The sequence below is a fragment of the Aeromonas sp. s1(2024) genome, assembly GCF_040908005.1.
Classification (GTDB): domain Bacteria; phylum Pseudomonadota; class Gammaproteobacteria; order Enterobacterales; family Aeromonadaceae; genus Aeromonas; species Aeromonas caviae.
Genome location: NZ_JBFOCW010000090.1, coordinates 1 through 23,310 on the forward strand (window position 1 = coordinate 1; position 23,310 = coordinate 23,310).

13 protein-coding genes are annotated in these 23,310 nt (G+C 64.3%); 5 read left to right on the plus strand and 8 right to left on the minus strand.

Translation table 11 applies throughout. The features are described from left to right. On the plus strand, nucleotides 1–7,575 hold a 7,575-nt coding region (locus AB5Y70_RS21045; protein WP_368176136.1), incomplete at its 5' end, for a type I secretion C-terminal target domain-containing protein. A gap of 316 nt (nucleotides 7,576–7,891) precedes the next feature. Here AB5Y70_RS21045 and glpC read toward each other — a convergent pair. From glpC to AB5Y70_RS21065, 4 genes are all read right to left on the minus strand, one after another. Further along, entirely contained in the window at nucleotides 7,892–9,094 is a 1,203-nt protein-coding gene (gene glpC / locus AB5Y70_RS21050; protein WP_010674925.1) for an anaerobic glycerol-3-phosphate dehydrogenase subunit GlpC, read from the minus strand. A 190-nt stretch (nucleotides 9,095–9,284) separates the two neighbouring features. Continuing rightward, nucleotides 9,285–10,562 (minus strand): glycerol-3-phosphate dehydrogenase subunit GlpB, encoded by a 1,278-nt coding sequence (glpB, locus tag AB5Y70_RS21055; protein ID WP_010674924.1) that lies wholly within the window; start codon nucleotides 10,560–10,562, stop codon nucleotides 9,285–9,287. After that, nucleotides 10,552–12,231 carry an anaerobic glycerol-3-phosphate dehydrogenase subunit A gene (gene glpA / locus AB5Y70_RS21060; protein ID WP_010674923.1) on the minus strand — a complete coding sequence of 560 codons (1,680 nt, stop codon included), beginning with the start codon at nucleotides 12,229–12,231 and terminating at the stop codon, nucleotides 10,552–10,554. The genes glpB and glpA overlap by 11 nt, the downstream gene beginning before the upstream one ends. 221 nt (nucleotides 12,232–12,452) lie before the next feature. After that, complete coding sequence (locus tag AB5Y70_RS21065) at nucleotides 12,453–12,908, minus strand: YchJ family protein (RefSeq protein ID WP_080560511.1); 456 nt, start codon at nucleotides 12,906–12,908, stop codon at nucleotides 12,453–12,455. Nucleotides 12,909–13,036: 128 nt separating this feature from the next. On the opposite strand from AB5Y70_RS21065, the gene AB5Y70_RS21070 reads away from it, so the two are divergent. The 4 genes from AB5Y70_RS21070 to AB5Y70_RS21085 all read left to right on the plus strand — a co-directional run bounded on the left by AB5Y70_RS21070 (nucleotide 13,037) and on the right by AB5Y70_RS21085 (nucleotide 18,266). Then, complete coding sequence (locus AB5Y70_RS21070) at nucleotides 13,037–14,704, plus strand: methyl-accepting chemotaxis protein (protein WP_010674921.1); 1,668 nt, start codon at nucleotides 13,037–13,039, stop codon at nucleotides 14,702–14,704. A gap of 104 nt (nucleotides 14,705–14,808) precedes the next feature. Further along, nucleotides 14,809–16,020, plus strand: a complete 1,212-nt coding sequence (locus AB5Y70_RS21075) for an ROK family transcriptional regulator (protein ID WP_029314606.1) — start codon at nucleotides 14,809–14,811, stop codon at nucleotides 16,018–16,020. Continuing rightward, nucleotides 16,017–17,600: a sensor histidine kinase gene (locus tag AB5Y70_RS21080; RefSeq protein ID WP_010674919.1), complete on the plus strand. Its 1,584-nt coding sequence runs from the start codon at nucleotides 16,017–16,019 to the stop codon at nucleotides 17,598–17,600. Before AB5Y70_RS21075 ends, AB5Y70_RS21080 begins: the two co-directional genes overlap by 4 nt. Further along, nucleotides 17,601–18,266 carry a response regulator gene (locus tag AB5Y70_RS21085; protein ID WP_010674918.1) on the plus strand — a complete coding sequence of 222 codons (666 nt, stop codon included), beginning with the start codon at nucleotides 17,601–17,603 and terminating at the stop codon, nucleotides 18,264–18,266. It abuts the gene before it with no gap. Between the two features lie 137 nt (nucleotides 18,267–18,403). On the opposite strand, the gene AB5Y70_RS21090 is transcribed toward AB5Y70_RS21085, so the two are convergent. The 4 genes from AB5Y70_RS21090 to AB5Y70_RS21105 all read right to left on the minus strand — a co-directional run bounded on the left by AB5Y70_RS21090 (nucleotide 18,404) and on the right by AB5Y70_RS21105 (nucleotide 23,131). Then, nucleotides 18,404–19,933: a tripartite tricarboxylate transporter permease gene (locus tag AB5Y70_RS21090; protein ID WP_029314603.1), complete on the minus strand. Its 1,530-nt coding sequence runs from the start codon at nucleotides 19,931–19,933 to the stop codon at nucleotides 18,404–18,406. A gap of 9 nt (nucleotides 19,934–19,942) precedes the next feature. Continuing rightward, entirely contained in the window at nucleotides 19,943–20,404 is a 462-nt protein-coding gene (locus tag AB5Y70_RS21095) for a tripartite tricarboxylate transporter TctB family protein (protein WP_005300329.1), read from the minus strand. A gap of 57 nt (nucleotides 20,405–20,461) precedes the next feature. Then, complete coding sequence (locus AB5Y70_RS21100) at nucleotides 20,462–21,427, minus strand: tripartite tricarboxylate transporter substrate binding protein (RefSeq protein ID WP_010674916.1); 966 nt, start codon at nucleotides 21,425–21,427, stop codon at nucleotides 20,462–20,464. Nucleotides 21,428–21,598: 171 nt separating this feature from the next. Then, the gene (locus tag AB5Y70_RS21105; protein ID WP_049636002.1) at nucleotides 21,599–23,131 is read right to left on the minus strand and encodes a lytic transglycosylase F; all 1,533 of its coding nucleotides are present in this window, start codon (nucleotides 23,129–23,131) and stop codon (nucleotides 21,599–21,601) included. Between the last annotated feature and the right edge of the window lie 179 nt (nucleotides 23,132–23,310).

Here is a 23,310-nt window from a genome sequence, read left to right on the forward strand (position 1 = left end):
CTGACCGGCACTGGCCACTTCCAGGTCAATGCGGGTTCGGATCGGGTGAGCGAGGTGTCGTTTGCCGACATCAGCGAGCAGCCGGCCCTGACCGCGTTGGGCCAGAGCGTCAAATACGAGCTGGTCGACGGCGATGCCAGCATCCCGGGCAATCAGGTGCTGAAAGGCTATGTGGAAGTCAATGGCCAGCGCGTCGAGGTGCTTCAGGTCGAACTGGTGGGCAAGCTGGACAACGCCGCCAGCAACGGCTTTGACTATAAGGTGACCCTGTTCGAGGGGGTTCACCAGAGCGGCAACACCGCGACCGACCTGCCGTTCAAGCTCAACATCGTCGACAGCGACAAGGGCAGCGGCAACAACGACAGCACCACGGGTACCCTCAACATCCGCATTTCGGAAGGGGCCAACCCGACCCTCACCCTGACCGGCGTGACGGTGAGTGAAGGGCGCTTCGATGGCGCCGGCAACAACCAGACCGGCGATGATCAGCATGCCACCGGCACCCTGACCATCACGGCGGACTCCGATCCCGTGGTGGACGTGCGGCTGACCCTCTCGGGCCAAGTTGTGGATGGGAGTGGCAAGGCCATCACCCACAACGGTGAGACCCTCACCTGGCAAGAGGTGGCGGGCAGCAACGGCCACAGCTTCCAGGCAGTGACTGCGAGCGGCACCCTGGTGCTGACGGTGACCCTGCCGAGCGTGCCGGGGCGCATCGAAGCCCACACCCAGGCAACCCTCGATTACCAGGTGACGGTACACACCAACCTGGATCACGGGGCTGACGACAAGCTCAACCTGAGCCTGCCGGTCAAGGTGACCGACAGCGACGGCAGTGTGATCACCGGCAGCACCACGGCGGTGATCACCGATGCGGCGGATCCCGTGATCACCGCCATCGAGGGGGTGACCGTCAAGGAGTCGGACCTCAACGGGGGCAGTGGCCAGCATGGGGGTACCAGCCCGTCAGGCACGGGAGAGGTTGCCATCGGCCAGGTGACGATCGCCGCCGGGAGTGACCGGGTGGTTTCCCTGCAACTGGATGTAGCCCGCTTCAACGCCCTCAATACCCTGACGTCGGGGGGCAAGGCGGTCACCATTGGGGCAGACAGCCAGCCGGGTGTCTACCTTGGCAAGGACAGCGCAGGCAAGCTCATCTTCAAGCTGACCCTGGATGTGTCCGGCCGCTACACCTTCGAGCTGACCGGCAATCTGGATCACAGCGTCCAGGGCAAGGATCTGCTGGATATCCAGCTGCCGTTGCAGGCACGGGACAGTGACGGGGATCTGAGTGCCGAAGTGATCGGCCATGTGAGCGTGCAGGATGACGTACCCGTGGCCGTGGACGCGAGCAAGACCCTGAATGAAGGGGCGAAAGTGACCGGCGATCTGCTGGCCACTGCCAGCGAGGGGGCGGACGATGCGGTGGTGAGATCGGTGACCATCAATGGCACCGAGCACCCCATCGCCGCCAGCGGCAACACCAGCATTGCAGTCACCGACAGCACGGGACAAGTGATCGGCACCCTGGTGATCAGTGCCGAGGGCAACTACAGCTTCACGGCGACATCCGGCGTTAATCACAGCAACAATACCCTGGTGCAGACCATCGACTTCCACCTGGTGGACGGGGATGGGGACACCGATGACGGTGTCTTGACCCTGACCATATGGGACGAGGCGGGCAAGCTCACCGTGAGCGCAGTCACCGGCGCCGAGGATGCGGGGGCCAGTGATCCCACTCATGGCATCCCCATCACCATGGCCCTGGACATCGGCGACTACGATCGGGGCGAGTTCGTCGAGAAATTGCTGATCCAGGCGCCGGCCAATGCTCACGGCACCTTCTATTTCAACGGCGTCGCACTGACCACCATCACCCAGGGGGGCAAGACCTGGTATGAGGTGCCGCCCGCGGCCATGGTGGCGGTGGCCAACACCGATGACAAGTTCCAGCTCACCGGTGTCACTTTTGTGCCGAACCACGACTACTCGAGCTACAACAACGGAGGTGCTGCGCTGCGCTTCCCGGTGCAGTTGCAGGTGGGGGTCACCGAGGGGAGCAAGCCCCCGGTGCTGACCGGCAATCTGGACATCACGGTGCAGGGCATTGCCGACAAACCCCTGTGGGATGCGGGCAGCACGCACCAGCACTACACCACGGACGAGGACAGCAGCGGCATCGCCCTCAACGTCAAGGCGGGTCTCACCGATACGGACGGCTCCGAGACCCTGAGCTACCAGATCAAATGGGCGTCCGGCCAGGGCACGCTGACCCTGAACGGCAAGGTGCTCACCCCGGGGGCGAACGGCCTCTATGCGGTGGCCGGTGGCGACATCAACAAGGTGACGGTGGTGCCCGGCAAGGACTACAGCGGTGACATCAAGCTCATTGTGACCCCGGTCAGCACCGAGAAGACCCCGGTGGTGACCGGCAAGGAGACGGCCCTCGGCGATCCGCTGGAGGTGATTGTCAACGTGAACCCGCTGGCGGACGACGCCAAGCTGACGGTGCGCGAGATCCAGGGTAAGGAAGATACCCTGATCGATCTGGGCAGCAAGATTGGGCTCGCCCATCTGGGAGACACCACAGATGGCTCCGAGCAGCTGTTCGTGCGCATCAGCGGCCTGCCCGCCGGTGCCACCCTGCTGCTGGGTGGGGTGGCGGTCACCCTGGATGCCAACGGCTATTACGAGGTGCCCTATGACCGCATCAATGACCTCAAGCTGCTGCCGCCCAAAAACAGCAACGTCGATTTCGATCTCACCATCAAGGGGGTGGTGAAGGACACCGCCATCCTGACCGATGCCAGCGGCCAGACCCACACCGTGGTGAACGAGAAGGAGACCGGCAGCCAGAGCCTGCACGTGGATCTGGTGGGGGTGGTGGATGAACCCCATTTCGATCTCAATACCACCGACTGGACCCAGGATGGCAACGGCTACAGCATCACCATCCAAGAGGATGGCCGGGCACCGCTGGACTTCAAGCTCACCTCGGGGGAGTGGACGGATACCCCGCTCGATCACTCGGAAACCCTCAACCTGGTGCTGGAAGGGCTGCCGGAAGGGGCCAAGGTATTCGACGGCAGTGGCAAGGAGCTGACCCTGACCTTCGCCGGGCTCGATGGCAAGGGCAATCCTCTCTATCAGGTGGATGTGACCAGCCTTGGCAACCTGCAGATCCAGCCACCCCCCAACAGCACCGCCGATCTGCACCTGGTCGGCCACGTGGTGGTGACCGAAAATGACGGCGACCACAAGAGTTTCGACGTGCCCCTCACCATCAAGGTGGAGCCGGCCATCGACGCCACCGACTATGCCAAGACCAGCCATGGCCTGGAGGATCAGTTCACCGTCCTCGACTGGCAGCCTGACCTGACCGACGGCGCCGAGAAGGTGACCCACCTCAGCCTTTCCGGTATCGAACCCGGGTATGAAGTCTGGATCCGCGTGGGTGGGGTCGAGACCCAGCTGACCGTGAGCGGCGGCGCCGTGGACTTGAGCGACGCCGAGCTGCAAAGCCTGCTCGGCGGTGGCCAGCTGCTGGTGAAAGGGCCCGAAGACAGCGACAGGGACACCACCCTCCAGAGCCATGTCACGGTGACACAAGTGGATGTGGACTCCAGCGCCACTGCCCAGAAGGTGATCGACGGCACCTTGCATGTGGATATCCAGGCGGTGGTGGAGCCTGATGGCAACCTGGTGCAGACTGGTCAGCTGGAGAGCCCGGACGGGCACGACATCCCGCTGGACGGCGTCTTCGTGTTCGAGGATCTGGACCCCAGCAGCGATGAGGTCATCGACTACCTGGTGATCAGCGATCTGCCCCCCGGCTTCGTGGTGGTGGGCGGCATCAACGATGGCAAGGGCAACTGGACGGTGCCCCACGACGCCCTCGGCAGCTACGCCTTGCGCTCGCCGGATGGCTTCACCGGCACCGTCACCTTCAAGGTGAGCGCCAGGGTGGTCGACCTTGGTGACAACAACGAGGGGGATGTGAGCGCCCCGGCCTATCGGGAGATCACCGCAAGCGCCGACTTCCATGGCGCGACCCACTCGGGTCAGGTGGCCGCCGATGTCGATTTTGACAACAGTACCCCCATCACCGGGGTGGAGGATCACGGCGTCAACTTCGGCAGCCAGCTCAAGCAGATGGTGACCCTGGGCACGGCGGACATCGGGGACGACGAGCTCAGCATCGTCATCACTGGTCTCCCTCCGGGCGTCAACGTACAGGGGCTCACCTATGACTTCGTCAACGGCGAGTACCTCATCAAGTTGCCGGGCGGCCTCGATGATCTCGACCGCCTGACCCTGACCCTGCCGCAAGACTATGCCGGTGACGGCCTGCACTTCAATGTGCGCCTGGTCAACACCGACACCGTGAGCGGTGACACCAAGATGGTGGAGAAGGACGTCACCCTCTCCATCACCCCGGAGGTGGACATCAACGGCGGGGCGGACGGCCTGCCCGAGCTGCAACTGAACGTGAAGGACGTAAACGGCGACGGCCAGCCTGACAACCTGGAAGACACCGACATTCATCTCGATCTCTCGGTCAAGCTCGCCGACATCAGCCCCTCGGTGGCCGATGGCGGTCTCGAGACCGTGGAGCAGGTGGTCGTGACCGTGGATCCCCAATATGGTCACTTCCTCGACAAGAACGGCCAGCCGGTTTCCACCCTCACGGTGAACGACCCGGCGGATCTCAAGGATCTGGTGTTCGTGCCCAAAGAACACTTCAGCGGCAAGGTGCCGCTGGCGGTGACGGTGGATATTCTCGATACCGCCACCACGGGCCCGGATCGGGGGAGCTGGAGCGGCAACGTGAGCTTCGAGGTGCTGCCGGTGAACGATCCGGCCAACCTCACGGTCCAGAACGTCACGGGCCAGGAAGATGGCAGCGTGAGCCTGGGGGGGCTGGGGGCCAGCCTCATCGACAACGATGGCTCCGAGCAGATCGTCGGGCTGCAGATCAAGGGGGTACCGGATGGCTTCACCCTGTCCGCCCCGGCGGTTAACAACGGCGGCGGGGTGTGGCAGGTGCCTGTGGGCACCGACTTCTCCAAGCTGACCCTGATCCCGCCTGCGGACTTCAGCGGCACCGTGAGTCTGACCCTGAGCGCCTTCACCCTGGACAAGGGGCTGACCCTGCCCCTTGAAACCAGTGCGGGCTTCACCGTCACCGTCAATCCGGTGGGGGATGCGGTCATCACCGACATGCAGGAGCAGGCGAGCGGCACCGAAGGGGATGTGATCACCCTGAACCTGGGGGTGGAGACCCGGGATACCCAGGCTACCGGCGGCAATGCCGGCAATGTGCACGAGAACGGGCCCGAGCAGGTGCGCGTCACCCTGGAAGGGGTGCCGGACGGGGCAGAAATCCGCCTGCCGAGCGGCGTGAGCGGTACCGTGGTGGATCTCGGCGGTGGCCGCTGGCAGATCACCACGGACGGCGGCAAGCTCGACGCGGTGGAGCTCGTGACCAACGACGCCAACGGCGCCATGGCGATCAAGGTGACGGCCCAGAGCCTGGACAACGGCGCCCTCGGCCCCGAAGTGAACGGCACCATCCATCTCGATGTGAGCCCGGTCAACGACGCCCCCGTCAACGTGCTGCCCGATGATCCCCAGGTGGCACAGGAGGACGAGCCGTTCGTCATCCAGGGTCTGCAGGTCAAGGACGTGGATGCGGGCAACGGCATCATGGAAGTGCGCCTCTCGGTGGAGCACGGCACCCTGACCCTGCCGGCCGGGAGCGGCGTGACCCTGACCGGCAACGGTACCGGCGATGTGGTGCTGACCGGCACCCTGGCGGATCTCAATGCCCTGCTCTCGGGCGGCGTCACCTATCAGGGCGACCCGGACTTCCATGGCAATGACGCCTTGACCATGGTGACGGACGATCGGGGCAATACCGGCAGCGGTGGCGCCCTGAGTGACACCGATGTGCTGCCCATCCTGGTACAACCGGTCAACGATGCCCCCGTCAACCAGCTGCCGACGACGCCCCAGGTGGCGCAGGAAGATCAGCCCTTCACCATTCACGGGCTGCAGGTGAGCGATGTGGATGCGGGCAACAGCCCCCTCTCTGTCACCCTCTCCGTGCTGCACGGCACCCTGGAACTGGTGGCGGGCAGTGGCGTGACGGTGAGCGGCAGCGGCAGCAACACCCTGGTGCTGAGCGGTTCCCAGGATGCCATCAATGCCTTGCTCGCAGGGGGCGTGACCTATCAGGGCGAGCAGGACTTCAATGGCCAGGATGCCCTGACCATGGTGACCAATGATCTTGGCAACACCGGCAGCGGTGGCCCCCTGAGCGATACCGACGTGCTGCCCATCGAGGTCGAGCCAGTCAATGATGCCCCTGTCACCCAGGTGCCGGGCTCATTGCAGGTGAAAGAGGATGGCTCCCTGTCGCTCACCGGGATCAGCGTGAAGGACGTGGATGCTGGCAGTGCGCCCATCTCCATGGTGCTGCGGGTGGAGCACGGTGTGCTGACCCTGCTGGGGGCGGCAGGCGCCGTCTCGGTGCAGGGGGCGGGGACCAGCGTGGTGACCCTGGTCGGGTCGCTCGATGATCTCAACGGTCTGTTGGCAGGCAACCTGCACTACGAGCCAGCCAGGGACTTCTGGGGTCAGGACAACCTGAGCATCACCACCTCGGATCAGGGCAATACCGGTGCCGGTGGCGTCATGACCGACAGCGCCCAGATTGCCATCCAGGTGACGGCCGAGCCGGACGATCCCCAATTGGGGGTCGGCACCCACGATATCCTTGCGTTGCAAGGGGCCTGGGTGCCGCTCAACCTCAGCGCCAGCGTGGTCAATCCGGCCCCGGGTGAGCTGTCGGTGCGGATCCAGAACCTCGGCAGCGCCCAGGTGGTGGACGAGCACGGCCAGAGCGTCGGCCACGCGGATGGCAACGACTGGTTGCTGCCGATGGACCAGTCCGTGCCCATCTACCTCAAGGATCTGCCGGCGGGGGATCATGCCCTCACCCTGAGTGCCGAATCCAGCCTGGGTGGCGGCACCCTGAGCTCGGCCACGGAGACCATCACCATCCACAGCCAGAGCGGTCACGATCTGCTGGGCTCGGATCAGGGGGACTGGCTGTTCGGCTCCTCCGGCAATGATCGCCTCCTGGGCGGCATGGGAGATGATGTGCTGCGGGGCGGTCAGGGCAATGACATCCTGACCGGTGGCGCCGGCAGCGATCTCTTCGTGTGGGGCAGTGGTGACGAGGGGACGACGGCCTCTCCGGCGATAGACACCATCACCGACTTCCGTCCCCAGGAGGGGGACAGGATCGATCTGGCGGACCTGCTCAAGGGGGTGACCGACAACAGCGTGGATGGCCTGCTGGGTCATCTCCAGGCATCGGTGACCAGCACCGGCAATGGCCTGAGTGACGTGAGCCTGTCGGTCTCCCCGGCGGGGGATGGCAATGTCACCCAGCAGATCACCCTGAAGGACGTGGATCTGAGTAGCTGGAACCTGAGCGGCTCCTCCTCTCACGACATCCTGCAATCCATGCTGGATCAGCACAGCCTGATCATCCAGCACCCCTGATGGGGTGAGATGATGCAAAGAGCCGGCGAATGCCGGCTCTTTTTTTGGCTGAATATGCTGGCTTGATATTTCCCGGTGGTGGTAATGGGAGGTGGATTTTAACGGGGTGGGTGTTGTTGCTGCTTTTCACTGTGTGGGTAGTTCAAACAACCAAAGGAATTCGCCGCCCGGGCCTCCCATCGGGCTGCCCGGGCGGCGTCAGGGCCTTGCCGCGCCGATCCCGGTCAATGCCGGCCAGAGGGGGCGCAGGCATTGACCGGGGCGTGTCGCTTCCAAGCCGGTGCCCGTGATGATGGGCGGACCGGGGGGATGGCGGTCAGGCCAGCGCCCGTGCCAGCAGGTGCACCGGGTGTTCGCAGCGAAACGCCGTGCTCATCTCGATCTGCCACTTGCAGGTCTCGCAGTCGGTGATGACCAGATCGGGCTTGAGCCGGTTTATCTGATCGAACAGCCCCTGGCCGATGGCCTGGCTGGTGTCGTAGTTCTCGGACTTGAAGCCGTAGGTGCCAGCGATGCCGCAGCACTGGGAGTCCAGCACCGTCACCTTGACGCCGGGGATGGCCCGCAGCAGCTCGAGGGTGTAGATGACGCCCCCCATCTTCTCCAGGTGGCAGGGGGTGTGGTAGGCGATGTGCAGATTGAGGGGCTTCATGGCCGGTTTGTTGCCCCGATCGAACTCGTTCCACAGGAAGCGGGTCACCAGGGAGATGCGATCCCGCACCTTGTGGTTGTCCTGCTCCAGCAGGTGGGGATATTCGTCCCGCAGGGTGAAGCCGCAGGTGGAGGAGGTGGCCAGCAGCGGCATCTCGTTGCCGAGCAGGGTGTTCTCCAGTTGCTGGATATTGAAGGCCGCCTGCTGCCTGGCCTTGTCCATGAAGCCGTTGGCAATCAGCGGCACGCCGCAGCACTTCTCTCGCGCAAGCAGCTGGACACCGATGTTCATGGCATTGAGCACCTGCACCAGCTCCTTGCCGAGTTGCGGGTGGTTGTAGTTCACATAGCAACCGTGGAAGTAGGCGATCTGGCGCGCAAAGCGGGCCTGAGTCGTTTTCTGCTTCTTGTACCAGCCGCGGAAGGTGCCTTGTGAATATTTGGGCAAGTCCCGGTGGGAGGAGACCCCCAGCGCCTTGTCCAGCACCTGCTTCATCGGCTTGAGGCCGGTGGTGAAGTTGACCACCGGGGCCATCAGGGTGGACATGCTGCCCATCAGATCCGTGTGGGAGAGCACGAACTCGCGGATCCCCGGTTTGAAGCCGCTGTACTGGTGCTTGGCCTTGGCGATGATGTCGCCGATGCGCACCCCGCTCGGGCAAGCCACTTCGCAGCGCTTGCAGTTGGTGCAGTACTTGAGGGCGCTGTCAAAGAGCTCGGGGCTCTTGATGCGCAGCCGCTCCCCATCCGGGCCCGCCTGCTTGGGGCCGGGGTAGGCCGGGTTGGCCTTGGCCACCGGGCAGTAGGCGGTACAGACGGTGCATTTGATGCACTGATCGAAAGTCTGGTTGGCATGATCCAGTAGCATGTCAGTTCTCCTCCCGTTGGGTGTGAAGGCACGGGATATGGGGCGAAATCATCATTGGGCTGAACTCAAAATGTGACCGGCGGCCTGCCAGCCGGTGGCGACAGCGACACCTGAGCCAGAGCCCCCCTTGGATTGGGCATCGTCGTGGGCCAGCACGCCGTGTCGTTGGAGTGGGAATATGTGATTCATCTCAGCCCTCCGCCAGAATATGGCCAGCGGCTTGCCAGCCGGTGGCAACGGCCACGCCGGAGCCGGAACCTTCTTTAATGGGGTCATAGTGCGCCAGCACGCTGCCGGCGCCGTAAAGGTTGGTGAGGGGTCTGCCGCCGCGCAGCACCCGCAGCCGCTCGTCGGTCTTGACCCCGAAGCCCATGAAGGGGTGGTGGTCGAACAGGCGGCGGCCGGCCCAGGCGTCGCGCTCGGCAAGGCTCAGTACGTCGGCATCGAAGATGGGTTCACGAATGCCCCCGAGGCGCGACTCCAGCCCGCGGCTGAAGAAGCTGCCGGAGGCGAGCACGAAGTGGTCCGCCTCGAACAGCTGATCCTCCCCGTGCTGGCTGTGCACCCCGATCACCTTGTCGCCGTCATAGCGGGCGCCCAGCACCCGCTCGCTGGTGAGGAAGGTGCCGCCAAGGGCCATGAAGCGGCGCTTGAGGGCCTCCTGCATCCGCATGCCGATGAGGGACGGCGGCATGGTGGCCACCTCCTTGATGGTGCAGCCGGTGCGCCGTTCCAGCTCGCTCAGACGCGGGCCGACCAGCCCCAGCGACAGGCAGGCGGGCAGCACGATATGGCGACAGCCGGGCACACCGCATCCCTGCACCATGCGGCTGATCTCGCGGGCCAGATCCGCCAGCAGGTCCTGCTGGTCAGGCCCCTGCTTGTCGAACAGGCGGGCGATGTCGGCGGAGCGAAACTCGTGGGGATTGCGGCTGAACTGGGCGAGCTGGGGCAGGCGAATTTCCCCGGTCAGGATGCGGCTGTGGGCAAAACGGGCGTGGGTCGCGAGATTCGCCGCCGCGAGCGCCGGGTGAAAATCGCGAAATCCCTCCAGGGTGGCGAGCAGGATGGCGTCCGGAGCGGGGGCATCGGTCATGCAGGCGCAAGTGTCGGGGGAGAGCCAGGTGGCTTTGAGGGTGCCGATGGGGGTCAGCCGCTGGTGGTTGTGTTCCTGGCGCATCAAGGGTAGCCCTTCTTCTGCGCAGTGGCGTTGCAGGTCGGCCAGACTCCCCTCGATATTCTGCATCCCCACCTTGCTGTAAGGGTGATCCGGATGGGCCGCCATGAAGGCGGGCAGGGCGGCGCGGGGATCCCCGTCGCTCTCCAGCAGATCCACCGAGCCGGAGGAGAAGTGCAGGGCGCTCTGGCCGGAGGCCATCAGCAGGGTCTTCTGGCCGGCCTCGGCGAGGCGCAGGGCTGCGGAGAGGCCCGCCATGCCGCCGCCGATCACGATGCTGTCAAATTTCATGGCTGCGCTCCTTGGTGTAATTGGCGGTGCTGGCATCGAGCGGGAAGGGGGGCTCGCTCACCAGGTGGGGGGCCGTCCACTCACCAAGGCCGAACAGCCCCTCGTAGATCCAGTAGGTAAATTCGGCTTCGCGCAGGGCATCGCCCCAGAGCACGGGCCGGGTACCCTTGTAGCGCTCCTCCAGGAACTGGCGCAGCATGACGCAGGCCTGACGACCGTCCGCCTTGCCGTACTCCTGCATCAGGCCGGCGGCGCGATAGGCGCACAGCTCCCCCTGACAGGGGCCCATACCCAGGCGGGTGCGGCGGCGCAAGTCCACCAGGTTGTCCACGTCGAGCTCCCGCAGGGCATATTCAATCTCGCCCGCGGTCACCATCTCGCACTCGCAGATGAGGGCGTTGGCCTTGGGGTTGTCGCGGAAAAAGGCGATGACCCGCTCGCCGTGGCGGTACTGGGCCGAGCCTTCGGCGGGTACCGAGAGACCGGGGGCGGAGACCTTCTCCGGATCCCGCGAGCCGGGCAGGCTCAGCTCGGCGGTGCGGCAGGGCTTGCTGTTGCCAAGCTTTTTGGCAAGCAAGTCGGTGGCCCATTCGGCCATCAGCCGGTAGGTCATCAGCTTGCCGCCTGTGATGGTGTTGAAACCCTGGAGGCCGTCACGTTCGGCGTGATCCAGCAGCACTATGCCGCGGCTGATGTTGCGGCCGGACTCGTCGCCATCCACTGCCACCAGGGGGCGAACGCCGGCGTAGGCGCGCAGCAATCGGGTGCGGGCCATGATGGGGGCCAGTTTTATCCCCTCGCGCAGCAGCACCTCCACCTCTTCGGGCTCGACGCTGAGCTGGTCAATCTTGTGGTAGTCGATGCGACTCGACGTGGTGCCGATGAGGGAGATGGTATCGCCCGGCACCAGGATGTCCGCGTCCGCCGGTTTGCGGCAGCGGTTGAGCACCAGCTGGTTGAGGCGGTAATCCATGATGAGCAGGGAACCCTTGGCAGGGAACATGCGGATGCCGAGGTCGGCATACTCGCAGATCTGCTGGCCCCAGATGCCGGCGGCGTTGATCACCTCCTGGCACTCCACCTCGAACGCTTCGCCGGTGCGGGTGTGGATGGCCTTGACCCCGTGCACCCTATCCTGGGTGCGAAGCAGCCCCAGCACCTTGCTGTGAGTGAAGATGCGGGCGCCGTGCTCTTTCGCGTCCAGCACGTTGGCAGCGGCCAGGCGGAAGGGGTCGACCGTGCCGTCCGGCACCTGGATGGCTCCGATCAGCGCCGGGTTGACGTTGGGTTCAAGGCGTAGCGCCTCGGCGGGATCCAGCTGGCGGGCGTCGATGCCCGCCAGGGCGCAGGCGTCCATGAAGGTATTTTGAAAATGGATGTCATCTTCCGGCAGGGTGATGAAGAGGCCGCCGGTGTCCTCGACGCAGTGGCTGGCGATCCGCTTGAGGATGCGGTTCTCCTGAATGCATTCGCGGGCGGACTCCTGATCCGTCACCGCGTAGCGGGCGCCGGAGTGGAGCAGGCCATGGTTGCGGCCCGTGGTGCCGGCGGCGATGTCGTCCCGCTCAAGCAGGATGCAGTCGATGCCGCGCAGCGCGCAATCGCGCATGATGCCGGCGCCGGTGGCGCCCCCCCCTATGATGACGACTTGTGTGGTGATTCTTTTCATTCGTGCCCGTCTCATCTCTTCCAGATGAGGCCAGTGTGGCGCCTCCACGACGTAAAATGTTTGATATGGGCCAAATTAATGTTCGTAAACGCTCATTAAATGTGAGGTGATGAGCGAAATGTGATGAACCTCACGTCACCGTCGAGGCGGGCAGGGGAAAGCATGACGGGAGGGGAGAAGGCCAGCCCGGGGGCTGGCCAGAGGGCGGCGTGGGGGAAACCTCAGCCGCAGCACTTCTTGAACTTCTTGCCGCTGCCACAGGGGCAGGGGTCGTTTCGCCCGACCCGCAGCGGCGCCGGATCCTGCTCGCCGTCGGTGTAGACCCAGCGCCCCTGATGGCGCACGAAGCGGGAGCGCTCATGAAGGCAGTAACGTTCGTCCCCCTCCAGGAACCAGGCTTTGAATTCCACCATGCCGAGGATGTCATCGGGGCCGCCCTGGCTGGCGAGGATCTCGAGGCCATCCCAGCGGGTGTCGGTCGATGAGAGGTCGGCCACGGTCAGCCCGTTCAGATAGTCCGGGTGCCAGCTGTGTACCAGATATTCTCCCAATCCCAGCACGAAGGCGCTGTAGCGGGATCGCATCAGCTGCTCCGGGGTGGCGGCGGGCTGGCCTGCGTGGAGTACACCGCAGCACTTGGCAAGAAAAAGAGAGGAACCGCAAGGACATAGGTTCATGAGTCAGCTCATCTGGTCGATAATTAAAGGTGGCGGGATTGTAGCGAACGCACTTCCCTTTCGGCCAGCTTCCCATGCCGTTTAGGCAGACATCATGCAGCAATGAACACAGCACAAAGGGTGACACAATGACACTTAAGCAGAAGATCCTGTTACTGGGGGCCATCCCCGTGCTGCTGATGGCCCTGGTGGTCAATCTCAGCAACTACCTGGTGGCCAGGAGCGATCTGGAGTCGGATTTGGTGGTGGCGCGGGAGAGGGCAATCAAGGAGCGCAAGGCGCTGCTCAGCAGTTATCTGATGCTGGCCAAGACGGCCATCGAGGGCAGCTACGGCAAGCCTGACAGTCCCGAAGTGCGCCAGCAGGTGAAGGAGATATTGCGGCCGCTGCGCTATGGCAGCGACGGCTACTTCTTCGTCTACGACTATCAGGGCAATACCGTGCTGCTGCCGACCCGGCCCGAGATGGAGGGGAAGAACCGCTGGCAGGACAAGGATACCAAGGGTGCCTTCCTCATTCAGGGGATCATCAAGTCGGCGCGGGAAGGAGATGGTTTCTCGGAGTACTGGACCAACAAGCCCTCTATCGGGCGGGATGCCCCCAAGCTCTCCTTCAACCTGGTGCTCGACAAATATCAGTGGGTCGTGGGCACGGGCTTCTACATCGATGACATCGACAACGAGCTGGCCACCCTGCGCAGCGAGCGGGAGGAGACCATGTATGGCTCCCTGAAAACCGGGGTGCTGTTCATCCTGGTGATCCTGGGGGTGACCCTGGCGGCCACCGTGGTGATCGGCAACCGGGTCACCCGTCCGCTGGCGGATGCGGTCGCCGCACTCAACGACATCGCCGACGGGGACGGGGATCTGACCCAGCGCCTCAAGGTGCAGAGCAAGGACGAGGTGGGGCAGCTGGCCGCCGCCTTCAACCGCTTCGTCGAGCGGATCCAGTCGGTGGTGAGCCAGGTGGGGGAGACCAGTCACCAGTTGCTGGGGGCCGTGGATCGGCTGCATAGCCTGAGCGAGCATGCGGACAGGCAGATGCAGGGCCACGGCAAGGAGACGGATCAGGTGGTGACCGCGGTGACCGAGATGAGCTCCACCGCCCAGGAGGTGGCGGCGAGCGCCTCCAACGCAGCCAGCGCCACCAGCGATGCGGCCCGCGAGTCCGATGCGGCCCGCGGCGTGGTGAACAGCGCCATCGGCAGCATCAACCGGCTGGTGGACGAAGTGCATGTGGCGGCCGGGGTCATCGAGCAGCTCGCCCATGAGACCGGCAAGATAGGCTCCGTGGTGGAGGTCATTCGCGGCATCGCCGATCAGACCAACCTGCTGGCTCTCAACGCCGCCATCGAGGCGGCCCGGGCGGGCGAGCAGGGGCGCGGCTTTGCGGTGGTGGCGGACGAGGTGCGATCCCTCGCGGGCCGTACCCAGCAGAGCACCAAGGAGATCAACGAGATGCTCCAGCGCCTGCAGGGCGGGGTGAAGCAGGCGGTGGAGGTGATGCAGGCCAGCGAGGCACGCAGCCAGGAGACGGTGCAGGAGGCGAGCCACATCGCCAGCTCCCTGGACAGCATGGTAGCGGCGGTCGGCACCATCAACGACATGAACATCCAGATCGCCACGGCCGCCGAGGAGCAGCACGCGGTCTCCGAGGAGATCAACAAGAACCTGGTGGCCATCCAGCAGATCGTCAGCGAGCTGACCGAGGCGTCCGGGGAGTCCAGCACCACCACCCGCGCCCTGGCAGGCACGGGTGACAAATTGCGCCAACTCGTCTCCCGCTTCCGTTACTAATCACATTTTTGCCGTCTGGACAGGATTTCCAGACGGCAAATTTGGGGATCGGCGCAGAATGTGTGAAAATCGCGCCATTCGTTCCTTTCGTTAGCCCCAACCCTATGAATGAGATCGTGAAAGGCAGTATCGATTTGATCCGTCAGCTCAACTACGGCCTGGTGTATGCCAGCCTGGAGGAGCACAAGGAGCTGTCCCGTACCGATCTGTCCCGTCTGACCGGCCTGTCGCCGGCCAGCATCACCAAGATCACCCGCGAGCTGCTGGACGGCGGCCTGGTGGTCACCTGCGGCGAGAGCTCGGTGGGGCGTGGCCGTCGCCAGACCCTGCTGCGCATCAACGAGCGCCGCTTCCAGTTTCTCTCCATGCGCCTGGGGCGCGGCTATGTGGACATGGCCCTGTTCGATCTCGCGGGTCACTCCCTGGCACGCCATCGCCATGTCTTCAACGAGGCGGAGCGTGCCGAGCTGCTGGCCAGCCTGGTGCGGGCCATCGAGGGCTTTTTGCCCAAGAAGGCGCTGCGTCTGGCCTGCATCGCCCTCTGCCTGCCCGGCCAGGTGGAGCGCCACTCCGGCATGGTCAAGCATTTTCCCTATTACGATCTGCGCAACTGGCCCCTCGGTCCCACCCTGCAGGAAGCCTTCTCGGTACCCGTGCTGGTGAGCGGCGACGTGCGCACCTGGATCCAGGCCGAGCGGGAGTGGGGCGCCGCCAGGAACTGCTCGGATGCGGTGCTGGTGTTCGTGCACAACGACATCGGGGTCGGCATGGTGGTCAATGGCCAGCTCATCGAGAGCGAGTCGGCTCTGCTCGGGGATCTCAGCCACCTGCAGCTCGAACCCTATGGCCAGCGCTGCTACTGCGGTGGCTTCGGCTGCGCCTGCACCCTCGTGACCAATCAGGCGCTGGAGGCGCAATATCGGGAGCTGCGCGAACGGATGCAGGAGTTCGATCTGCCCGAAAGCGTCACCATCCGCGAGCTGTGCGAGCTGGCGCTGGCCGGCAACAGCCTGTGTCAGGACATCCTGCACCAGGCTGCAGGCCGCCTTTCCCGGGTGCTGGCGAACCTCATCTGCCTGCTCAATCCGGGCAAGCTGCTGCTTGGGGGGGAGATCACCCGGGCCGATCGACTGCTCTTCCCCATGTTGCACCAGTCCCTGGCAAGCCAGTTGCCCGCCGAGTACCTGGTGCGCCTGCAGATTGAATCCACCCACTTCTACGAAGATCCCACCAAACCCACCTCGGTGCAGGTGCACAAGGCCCTGCGCGATGGCAGTCTGCTGCTCGACTTGTTGCGAGGCGACAAGGAGGCATGAGGCTCGGGTTGCAAGGACGCTTCCTGCTCATTCTCTGTCTGGTCAGTCTGTTGCAACTGGTGTTGCTGAGCGGGGCCAGCTACTACTATGTCGCCGAGCAGCGCTACCGGGAGGTGGGGGATCAGGCCCTGGACGTGGCACGGCTGGTGGCGCGAGAGTCCGGCATTATTGCCGGGGTGAAGCGGGCGGACACGGTGCGCCTCAATGCCCTGGTGGAGCGGATCCGAACCGAGGTCGGGGCCAGCTACATCGTCATCGGGGACAGGCAGGCCACCCGCCTGGCACACCCCAATGCGGACCGGATTGGCAAACCCATGGTGGGGGATGATCCCGAGCGTGCCCTGCAGGGGGAAGCCTATATCTCCAGGGCCCAAGGGTCCCTTGGGGTCTCGGTGCGCGGCAAGGGGCCCATCCGTGACGAGATGGGCAAGATCATCGGGGTGGTGTCGGTCGGCTATCTGGTGCGGGACATCGATGCGGATCTGCAGGACTATTTGCGCTTCGGCCTGGCCATGACCTTGCTCATCGTGCTGCTCAACAGTGTCGCCGCCGCCTGGCTGGCCCGACGCTACAAGAAGGCGATTTTCGGCTTTGAACCCGAGCAGATGGGGCGTCTCTATGCGGAGCTCGACTGTACCCTGCGCACGGTGCGCGAGGGGATCCTCACCATCGACGAGCAAGGGCGCCTCACCTCCCTGAACCCCAACGGCATCAAGCTGCTGCGCCTGGACGACACCACCGCCAGGAGCGCCATTGGACAGCCCATCGGTCACCTGCTGCCGGGCAGTCGCATGCTCTCCATCCTGCAAGAGCAGACCCCCCAGTTTGACGAGGAGATAGTGCTCAACGGCCAGTCTCTCATCGTCAACCGCTTGCCGCTGGTGCGCGAGGGCAAGCTGATCGGCGCCGTGTCGAGTTTTCGGCGCAAGGACGAGCTGGCGGAACTCAGTGCCCAGCTCTCCCAGGTGCAGGCCTACAGCGATCTGCTGCGGGTGCAGACCCACGAGCACAACAACCAGCTCGGGACCATCGCCGGCCTCATTGAGCTCGGTGCCACCCGGGAGGCGCTCGCCTTCATCGGGCGGGAGGCGGCCACCGAGCAGACCCTGCTCGGCTTCCTGATGGGGGCCATCGCCAAACCCAAGGTGGCGGGGTTGCTGCTCGGCAAATACCACAGGGCCCACGAGCTCGGTCTTGAGCTCGTGATCGATCCCGATGCCCGTCTGCACGATATTCCTGCCCGTGTCAGCGGTTCCCAGCTGGTAACGGTGCTGGGCAACCTCATCGACAACGCCTTCGAGGCGACCCGCCGCCACGGTGCGCCCTATCAGCCCATCCGGGTTTCCCTGAGCGATCTGGGGCAGGATCTGGTGCTGGAGGTGGAGGATGGGGCTGGCGGCATCGACCCGCAGTTGGCGGACAGGTTGTTCGAACAGGGGGTCAGCAGCAAGCCCGAGCCAGGACACGGTATCGGGCTCTCCCTGGTGCGCAAGACCCTGGATGCCCTGCAGGGGGAGATCACCATCGAAGCCACGACGCAGGGAAGTTGCGTCGTCTGTTACATTCCCAAGGAGGTGTGAGTGATCAAGATCCTGATCGTCGAGGATGATCCCGCCATTGCCGAGATCCACCGCCGCTTCGTGCAGCGCCTCGCCGGTTTTGAGGTGCTGGGGGTGGCGTTGACCCTGTTCGATGCCAGGGAGCAGATAGGGATCCTCCGGCCCGATCTGGTGCTGCTGGATGTCTGGTTGCCCGATGGAGAGGGGTTCTCGCTCTTGAGAGAGTTGCGCCAGGCGGGGGCGAGTCTGGATGTGATCCTGCTCACCGCGGCGCGGGAAGCCGCTGCCCTGCAGGAGGCGATGCGCCTCGGGGTGGTGGATTTCATCTTGAAGCCCGTGGTGTTCGAGCGGCTGCGCGACACCCTGGAGAAGTACCGTCAGAGCATCGCCGCCCTGGCGGCGTTGGCCGACATCGACCAGCAGGCGGTGGACACCCTGTTCGGTACGCCGTTGCAGCAGGTGGCGGCAGAGGGACTGCCCAAGGGCATCGATGCTCTCACCCTGCAGCGGGTGCTGACGGCCCTGACTCCGGAGGCCGCCAGTGCCGAGGAGATAGGCAGTCGGATAGGGGTGAGCCGGACCACGGCGCGCCGCTATCTGGAATTTCTGGTGGGGCAGCAACTGGCGAGCCCCGAGCTCGAATATGGCACCGTCGGGCGGCCGGAGCGGCGTTACCGCAAGCCGTGATCCGGTCGCCCGGAATCTGTTGTCCAGACAAGAAAAGAGCGCCTTTCGGCGCTCTTTTTATCAGGGTTTGCTTCCCGTGGGCATCAAGGTCTCTGCGCGTGATGGTCAGGGTTCAGAGGTGGCAGAGGCTCATCGATTCAGTGGCTGGTGGCAGGCTCCCCCTTGGGGGCCCGGCGAGCCTGCCACCACTGCCAGACGGGCAGCAGCAACATGGTCAGGGTGATCACCGTGAAGGCGAGGGTGATGGGGCGCTCCCACAGGAAGCTCAGGCTGCCGTCGTTGATCACCAGGGCCCGGCGCAGGTTGTCCTCCAGCATGCCTCCCAGGATGAAGCCGAGCAGCATGGGGGCCATGGGGAAGGTGAGCAGGCGCAGGCCGATGGCGATCAGTGCAACGATGGCCATCACATGGATGTCCATGGTGTTGAAGGAGACCAGATAGACCCCGGTCAGGGAGAACAGCAGCACCATGGGGATGAGCACGGGGCGCGGCACCGCCAGTACCCGGGCCAGGTAGGGGATGAGGGGGAGGTTCAGGATCAACAGCACCACGTTGCCCAGATACATGGAGATGATCACCGACCAGAAGACGTCCGGATGCTCCATGAACAGACGCGGGCCCGGCTGGATGCCGTAGGCCACCAGGGCGCCCAGGATGAGGGCCGTGGTGCCGGAGCCCGGGATCCCCAGGGTCAGCAGGGGCACGAAGGAGCCGGTGGAGGCGGCGTTGTTGGCCGCTTCCGGGGCGGCCAGGCCGCGCAGGCTGCCCTTGCCGAACTGCTCCTGGCGCTGCTTGCCGGCGATGTTGCGCTCGGCCCCATAGGCCATGAAGGCGGCGATGGTGGCACCGGCTCCCGGCAGCACGCCGATGAGAAAGCCCAGCACCGAGGAGCGGGCGATGGGGGGCGCGATCTCCCTGACCTCTTCCTTGCTGAGCTTGAGGCTGCCGAGCTGCTGCATCTGCCTGGCCTCTTCCTCGCTGTTGTCCTTGCTGGGGCGCAGCACTGCCATCAGGATCTCTGCGAGGGCAAAGGTGGCCATGGCCAGCAGCAGGAAGGAGAAGCCGTCACGCAGATCCGGCAACCCGAAGGTGAACCTGTCCACCCCGACGCTGCGGTCGATGCCGATGGTGGAGATCATGATGCCGAACAGCGCCATGATCAGCGCCTTGAGCACCTGCCCCTTGCCGGCAAAGGCCGCCACGGCGGAGAGGCCCAGCACCATGAGGGCGAAGTAGTCCGCCGACTGGAAGGAGAGGGAGACCTTGGCGAGCAGGGGCGCCGCCACCATCAGCATGATGGCGGAGAGGGTGCCGCCGGTGAAGGAGGCGTAGGCGGCGATGGCCAGCGCCTTGCCCGCCTGTCCCTTGCAGGCCAGGGGATAGCCGTCGAAGGCGGTGACCACGGTGGCGGAGCAGCCGGGGGCGTTGATCAGGATGGAGGAGGTGGAGCCCCCGAAGATGGCGCCGTAATAGACCCCCGCCATCAAGATGATGCCGGAGGCCGGATCCAGGCCATAGGTGATGGGGATCATCAGGGCGATGGCGGTGACCGGGCCAAGGCCCGGCAACATGCCGATAAAGGTGCCGATGAAGCAGCCAAGCACCACCATCATCAGGTTGACCGGCAGCAGTGCGGTGCCGAGTCCTTGCAAGATTCCGTCTAACATGGTGACTCCTTAGAAACCGAGCAGGGTGAACAGGCGACCCGGCTCCAGATAGACGTTGAGCCCCTTGGTGAGCAGGGCCCAGAAGCCGATGGAGAAGGGGACGCTGATCATCAGGCCGTAGCGCAGGCTGGGCTCACCGAGCACCCGGATGCCCACGCTCAGGAAGGCGATGGTCGAGAGCACGAAGCCAAACCAGGTGAGCCCCAGTCCGTAGATGACCATGAGCCCGAGCAGGATGAAGACCCGGCGCCAGTCCCCCTCTTCCCGGCGCAGGGGCTCGCCCCCGGGGAAGAGCACCAGCAGCAGGGAGAGCAGCGCCCCGATCCCGGCCAGGGCATAGGGCAGGGTGCTGGCGGTGAAGGGTTCGTATTCGTCGCCGGGGTAGCCCGGTATCTCGGTGGCGTAGTAGCCATAGGCGAGGGAGAGCAGCAGAAACAGCAGACCCCCCAGTCGCTCCTTGGTAATGTTCATCTTTTGACTCCAACATGAGCGGCGGGCCTGCGCCCGCCTGCGATGGGACAGCGAGGGTTATTTGATGAAGCCGAGCTCGCGCATCAGGCCGCCGATCTGCTGCTCCTGGCCGTCAAGGAAGGCGGTGAACTCGGGACCGGACTGGTAGAGGTTGGTCCAGCTGTTGCGGCTGCGGACCACTTCCCACTCCGGCTTGTCGTACATCTGCTTGAGCAGGGCGGCAAACTCGGCGGATTTCTCCGGGCTGATGGTGGGGGAGGCGAAGTAACCGCGCCAGTTGGCGAAGACGGTGGGGTTGTTCTGCTCGCTGAAGGTGGGGATCTGCTCCGCCCCCGGCAGGCGTTTGTCGGAAGTGACCCCGAGGATCCGCATCTGGCCTGACTTGACCGCTTCCATTGCCTCGCCAAAGCCGGTGGAGATGGCCTGGGTCTCACCCGCCAGCACGGCGGCCATGGCGCTGCCGCCGGCATCGTAGGCGACGTAGCGCAGCTTGCTGGCGTCGGCACCGGCGTTCTTGAAGGTCAGGGCGGCGACCAGGTGATCCAGGCTGCCACGGGCGGAGCCCCCGGCGATCTTCACCTTGGCCGGGTTCTCCTCGTAGGCTGCCAGCAGCTGGGCCCAGTTCTGATAGGGGGAGTCCGCTTTCACCGCCAGTGCCTGGTAGTCGGCGATGATGGCGGCCACTGGCGTCAGGTCACGGAAGGACTGGGGCAGCTCCTTGGAGAGGGATTTGACGATGATGGGGGTGGAGTTGACCATCAGGGTCTTGTCGGACTGGGCCGAGGTCTCGATGAGGTGGGCGATGGCCTTGGCGCCGCCACCGGCGGACATGTTCTGGTAGGAGACGGTCTTGACCAGACCGGACTTGGCCAGCACTTCACCGGTGCCGCGGGCCGTGGTATCCCAGCCGCCGCCGGCGCCGCCCGGGATCAGGAAGTGGACTTCGTTGATCTGGGCGTGGGCGCCGACGCTCAGTGCGAGCAGGCTACCGATCAGGGTGCGTTTGAGGGTTCCTTGCAACATGGTGCTCTCCTTGTGATTGTTGCAAGAAGGTTAATTAATCATGTCTGGCTGGAAAACAATCTGACCGTAATGGCTATTAAGGCTGTTGTGACCATTGTGTTCATTCTGGTCACGGGCCACAGAAGGATGTGCACAGAGACGAGGCGCCATGGGCGCCTCGTCCGGCAAGGATCACTGGGTCGGTTTCGCCGCCGATGTGCTGATGTCCTCCTTCGCCTCCTGTTTCAGGGCATCGCTCGCCTGCTGGCGCAGGGCCACCTGCTCCATCACCAGCTTGTAGGCGATGTAGTACTTGTAGATGTTGCCCACATAGGTGACCGTCTCGGGGCCGATTTTCTCCGCCGCCACGTACTCGACATTGTGGAACCAGACGTTGGGATCCAGCCCCCGTTTTCTGGCCTCGGTGCGGAGCCGCGCCACCCGGGCGGGGCCGGCATTGTAGGAGGCGAACGAGAAGAGGGCCTTGTCGAGGGCGGTCATGGGCTCGTCCGCATAGTAGTGATCGATCATCCAGCGCATGTATTTGACGCCGCCGTGAATATTGGGCTCGAGCTTGCGGATGTCGCCGACCTTCAGCCCCTTGCCGGTGGCGGGCATGATCTGCATGATGCCGATGGCGCCCACATGGCTGCGGGCCTGGTGGTTGAGGGCTGACTCCTGGTAGCCCTGGGCCGCCATCAGCAGCCAGTCCATGTCATAGCGTTCGCCATATTCACGGAACAGCTCGACCACCTGCAGGAATTTCTTGCGCTCCGCCTCGGCGGCGGCGCTTTTGACGAACTTGTTCTGCTTGAGATAACGGGCCAGGATCTCGTCCCCCGTCGCCTTGCCGCGCAGCGCCTTTATCTGCTCGTTGAGCATGGCGAGCAACTGGGGGCTCTCCTTGCGCACCGCCCAGGCGATGACGCCCCCCTCCCGGAACACGGGGGTGTCGTGAATGGTGATCCCGGGGAAAATCTTTTTCCAGAAGCGGGCCTTGTGCTCGTCCATGACGATGAAGGGGAGCAGGCCTGCGTTCACCATCTCCACCAGATCTTCATCTTCGAGCACCTCCGAGGCGGGTTGGAGGTCGATGAGGGGCTCTCCCGCCGACTTGCGGGCCTGGTTGTAGGCGAGCAGGCTCTCGTAGTAGCTGGAGGAGGGGCGTACGAAGACGCGCTGGCCCCCGAGATCGGCGGCGCTTTCCACCTTGGGGGAGAGGGGTCCGGAGACGAGCAGCTCCCGCACGTTTTCAAGCAGGGGATCGGTGAAGGCGATACCCTGTTGCCTGCGTTTGTCCGTGATAGTGAGGTTGGCGGCGGCGATGTCGCCTTTGCCTTCAATGAGGGAGGCCAGCAGGGCTTCCCGGGCCACGGGAATGAAGACGAAGTGCACCTTGAGGTGGCGTTTGATCGCCTTTTTCTTGCGCAACTGTTCGTTGAGGCGCTTTTCCACCTGCATGAAGGCATCGTAGGTGGCCCCCCGTTGCACGCCCTTGGTGATGAAGAACCCTGTCTTGTTGTAGGTGGTGAGCACCCTGATGGTGCGCTGCTCCAGCATGACGTCGAGATCTCCCAGCCTGGGTTTGGCAAGCTCGTCGTTTTCAAAGCTCAGGGCGCTTTTCTCCGTCCCTGCTTCGGGGGCCACCTGCTTGCCGGATTCGGCCCCCCAGGCTGGCGTCAGGGAGCAGAACCACCAGATCACAATCATCCATGCGCGTTTCATCACTTACACCTCGCTCGTTTTATTGAGTGTAAGTGGCACCTTGTAGAGGATTTAGCTTATTGGGTTTGATAGACCCGTCCCCATAGCACGATTTTCACTATTCCATCCAGGAGTGCCCGCCCATGAAAAAAGGAGCCTCGAGGCTCCCTTTTTTCATGGGCGGGCAGGTACTCTGCGGC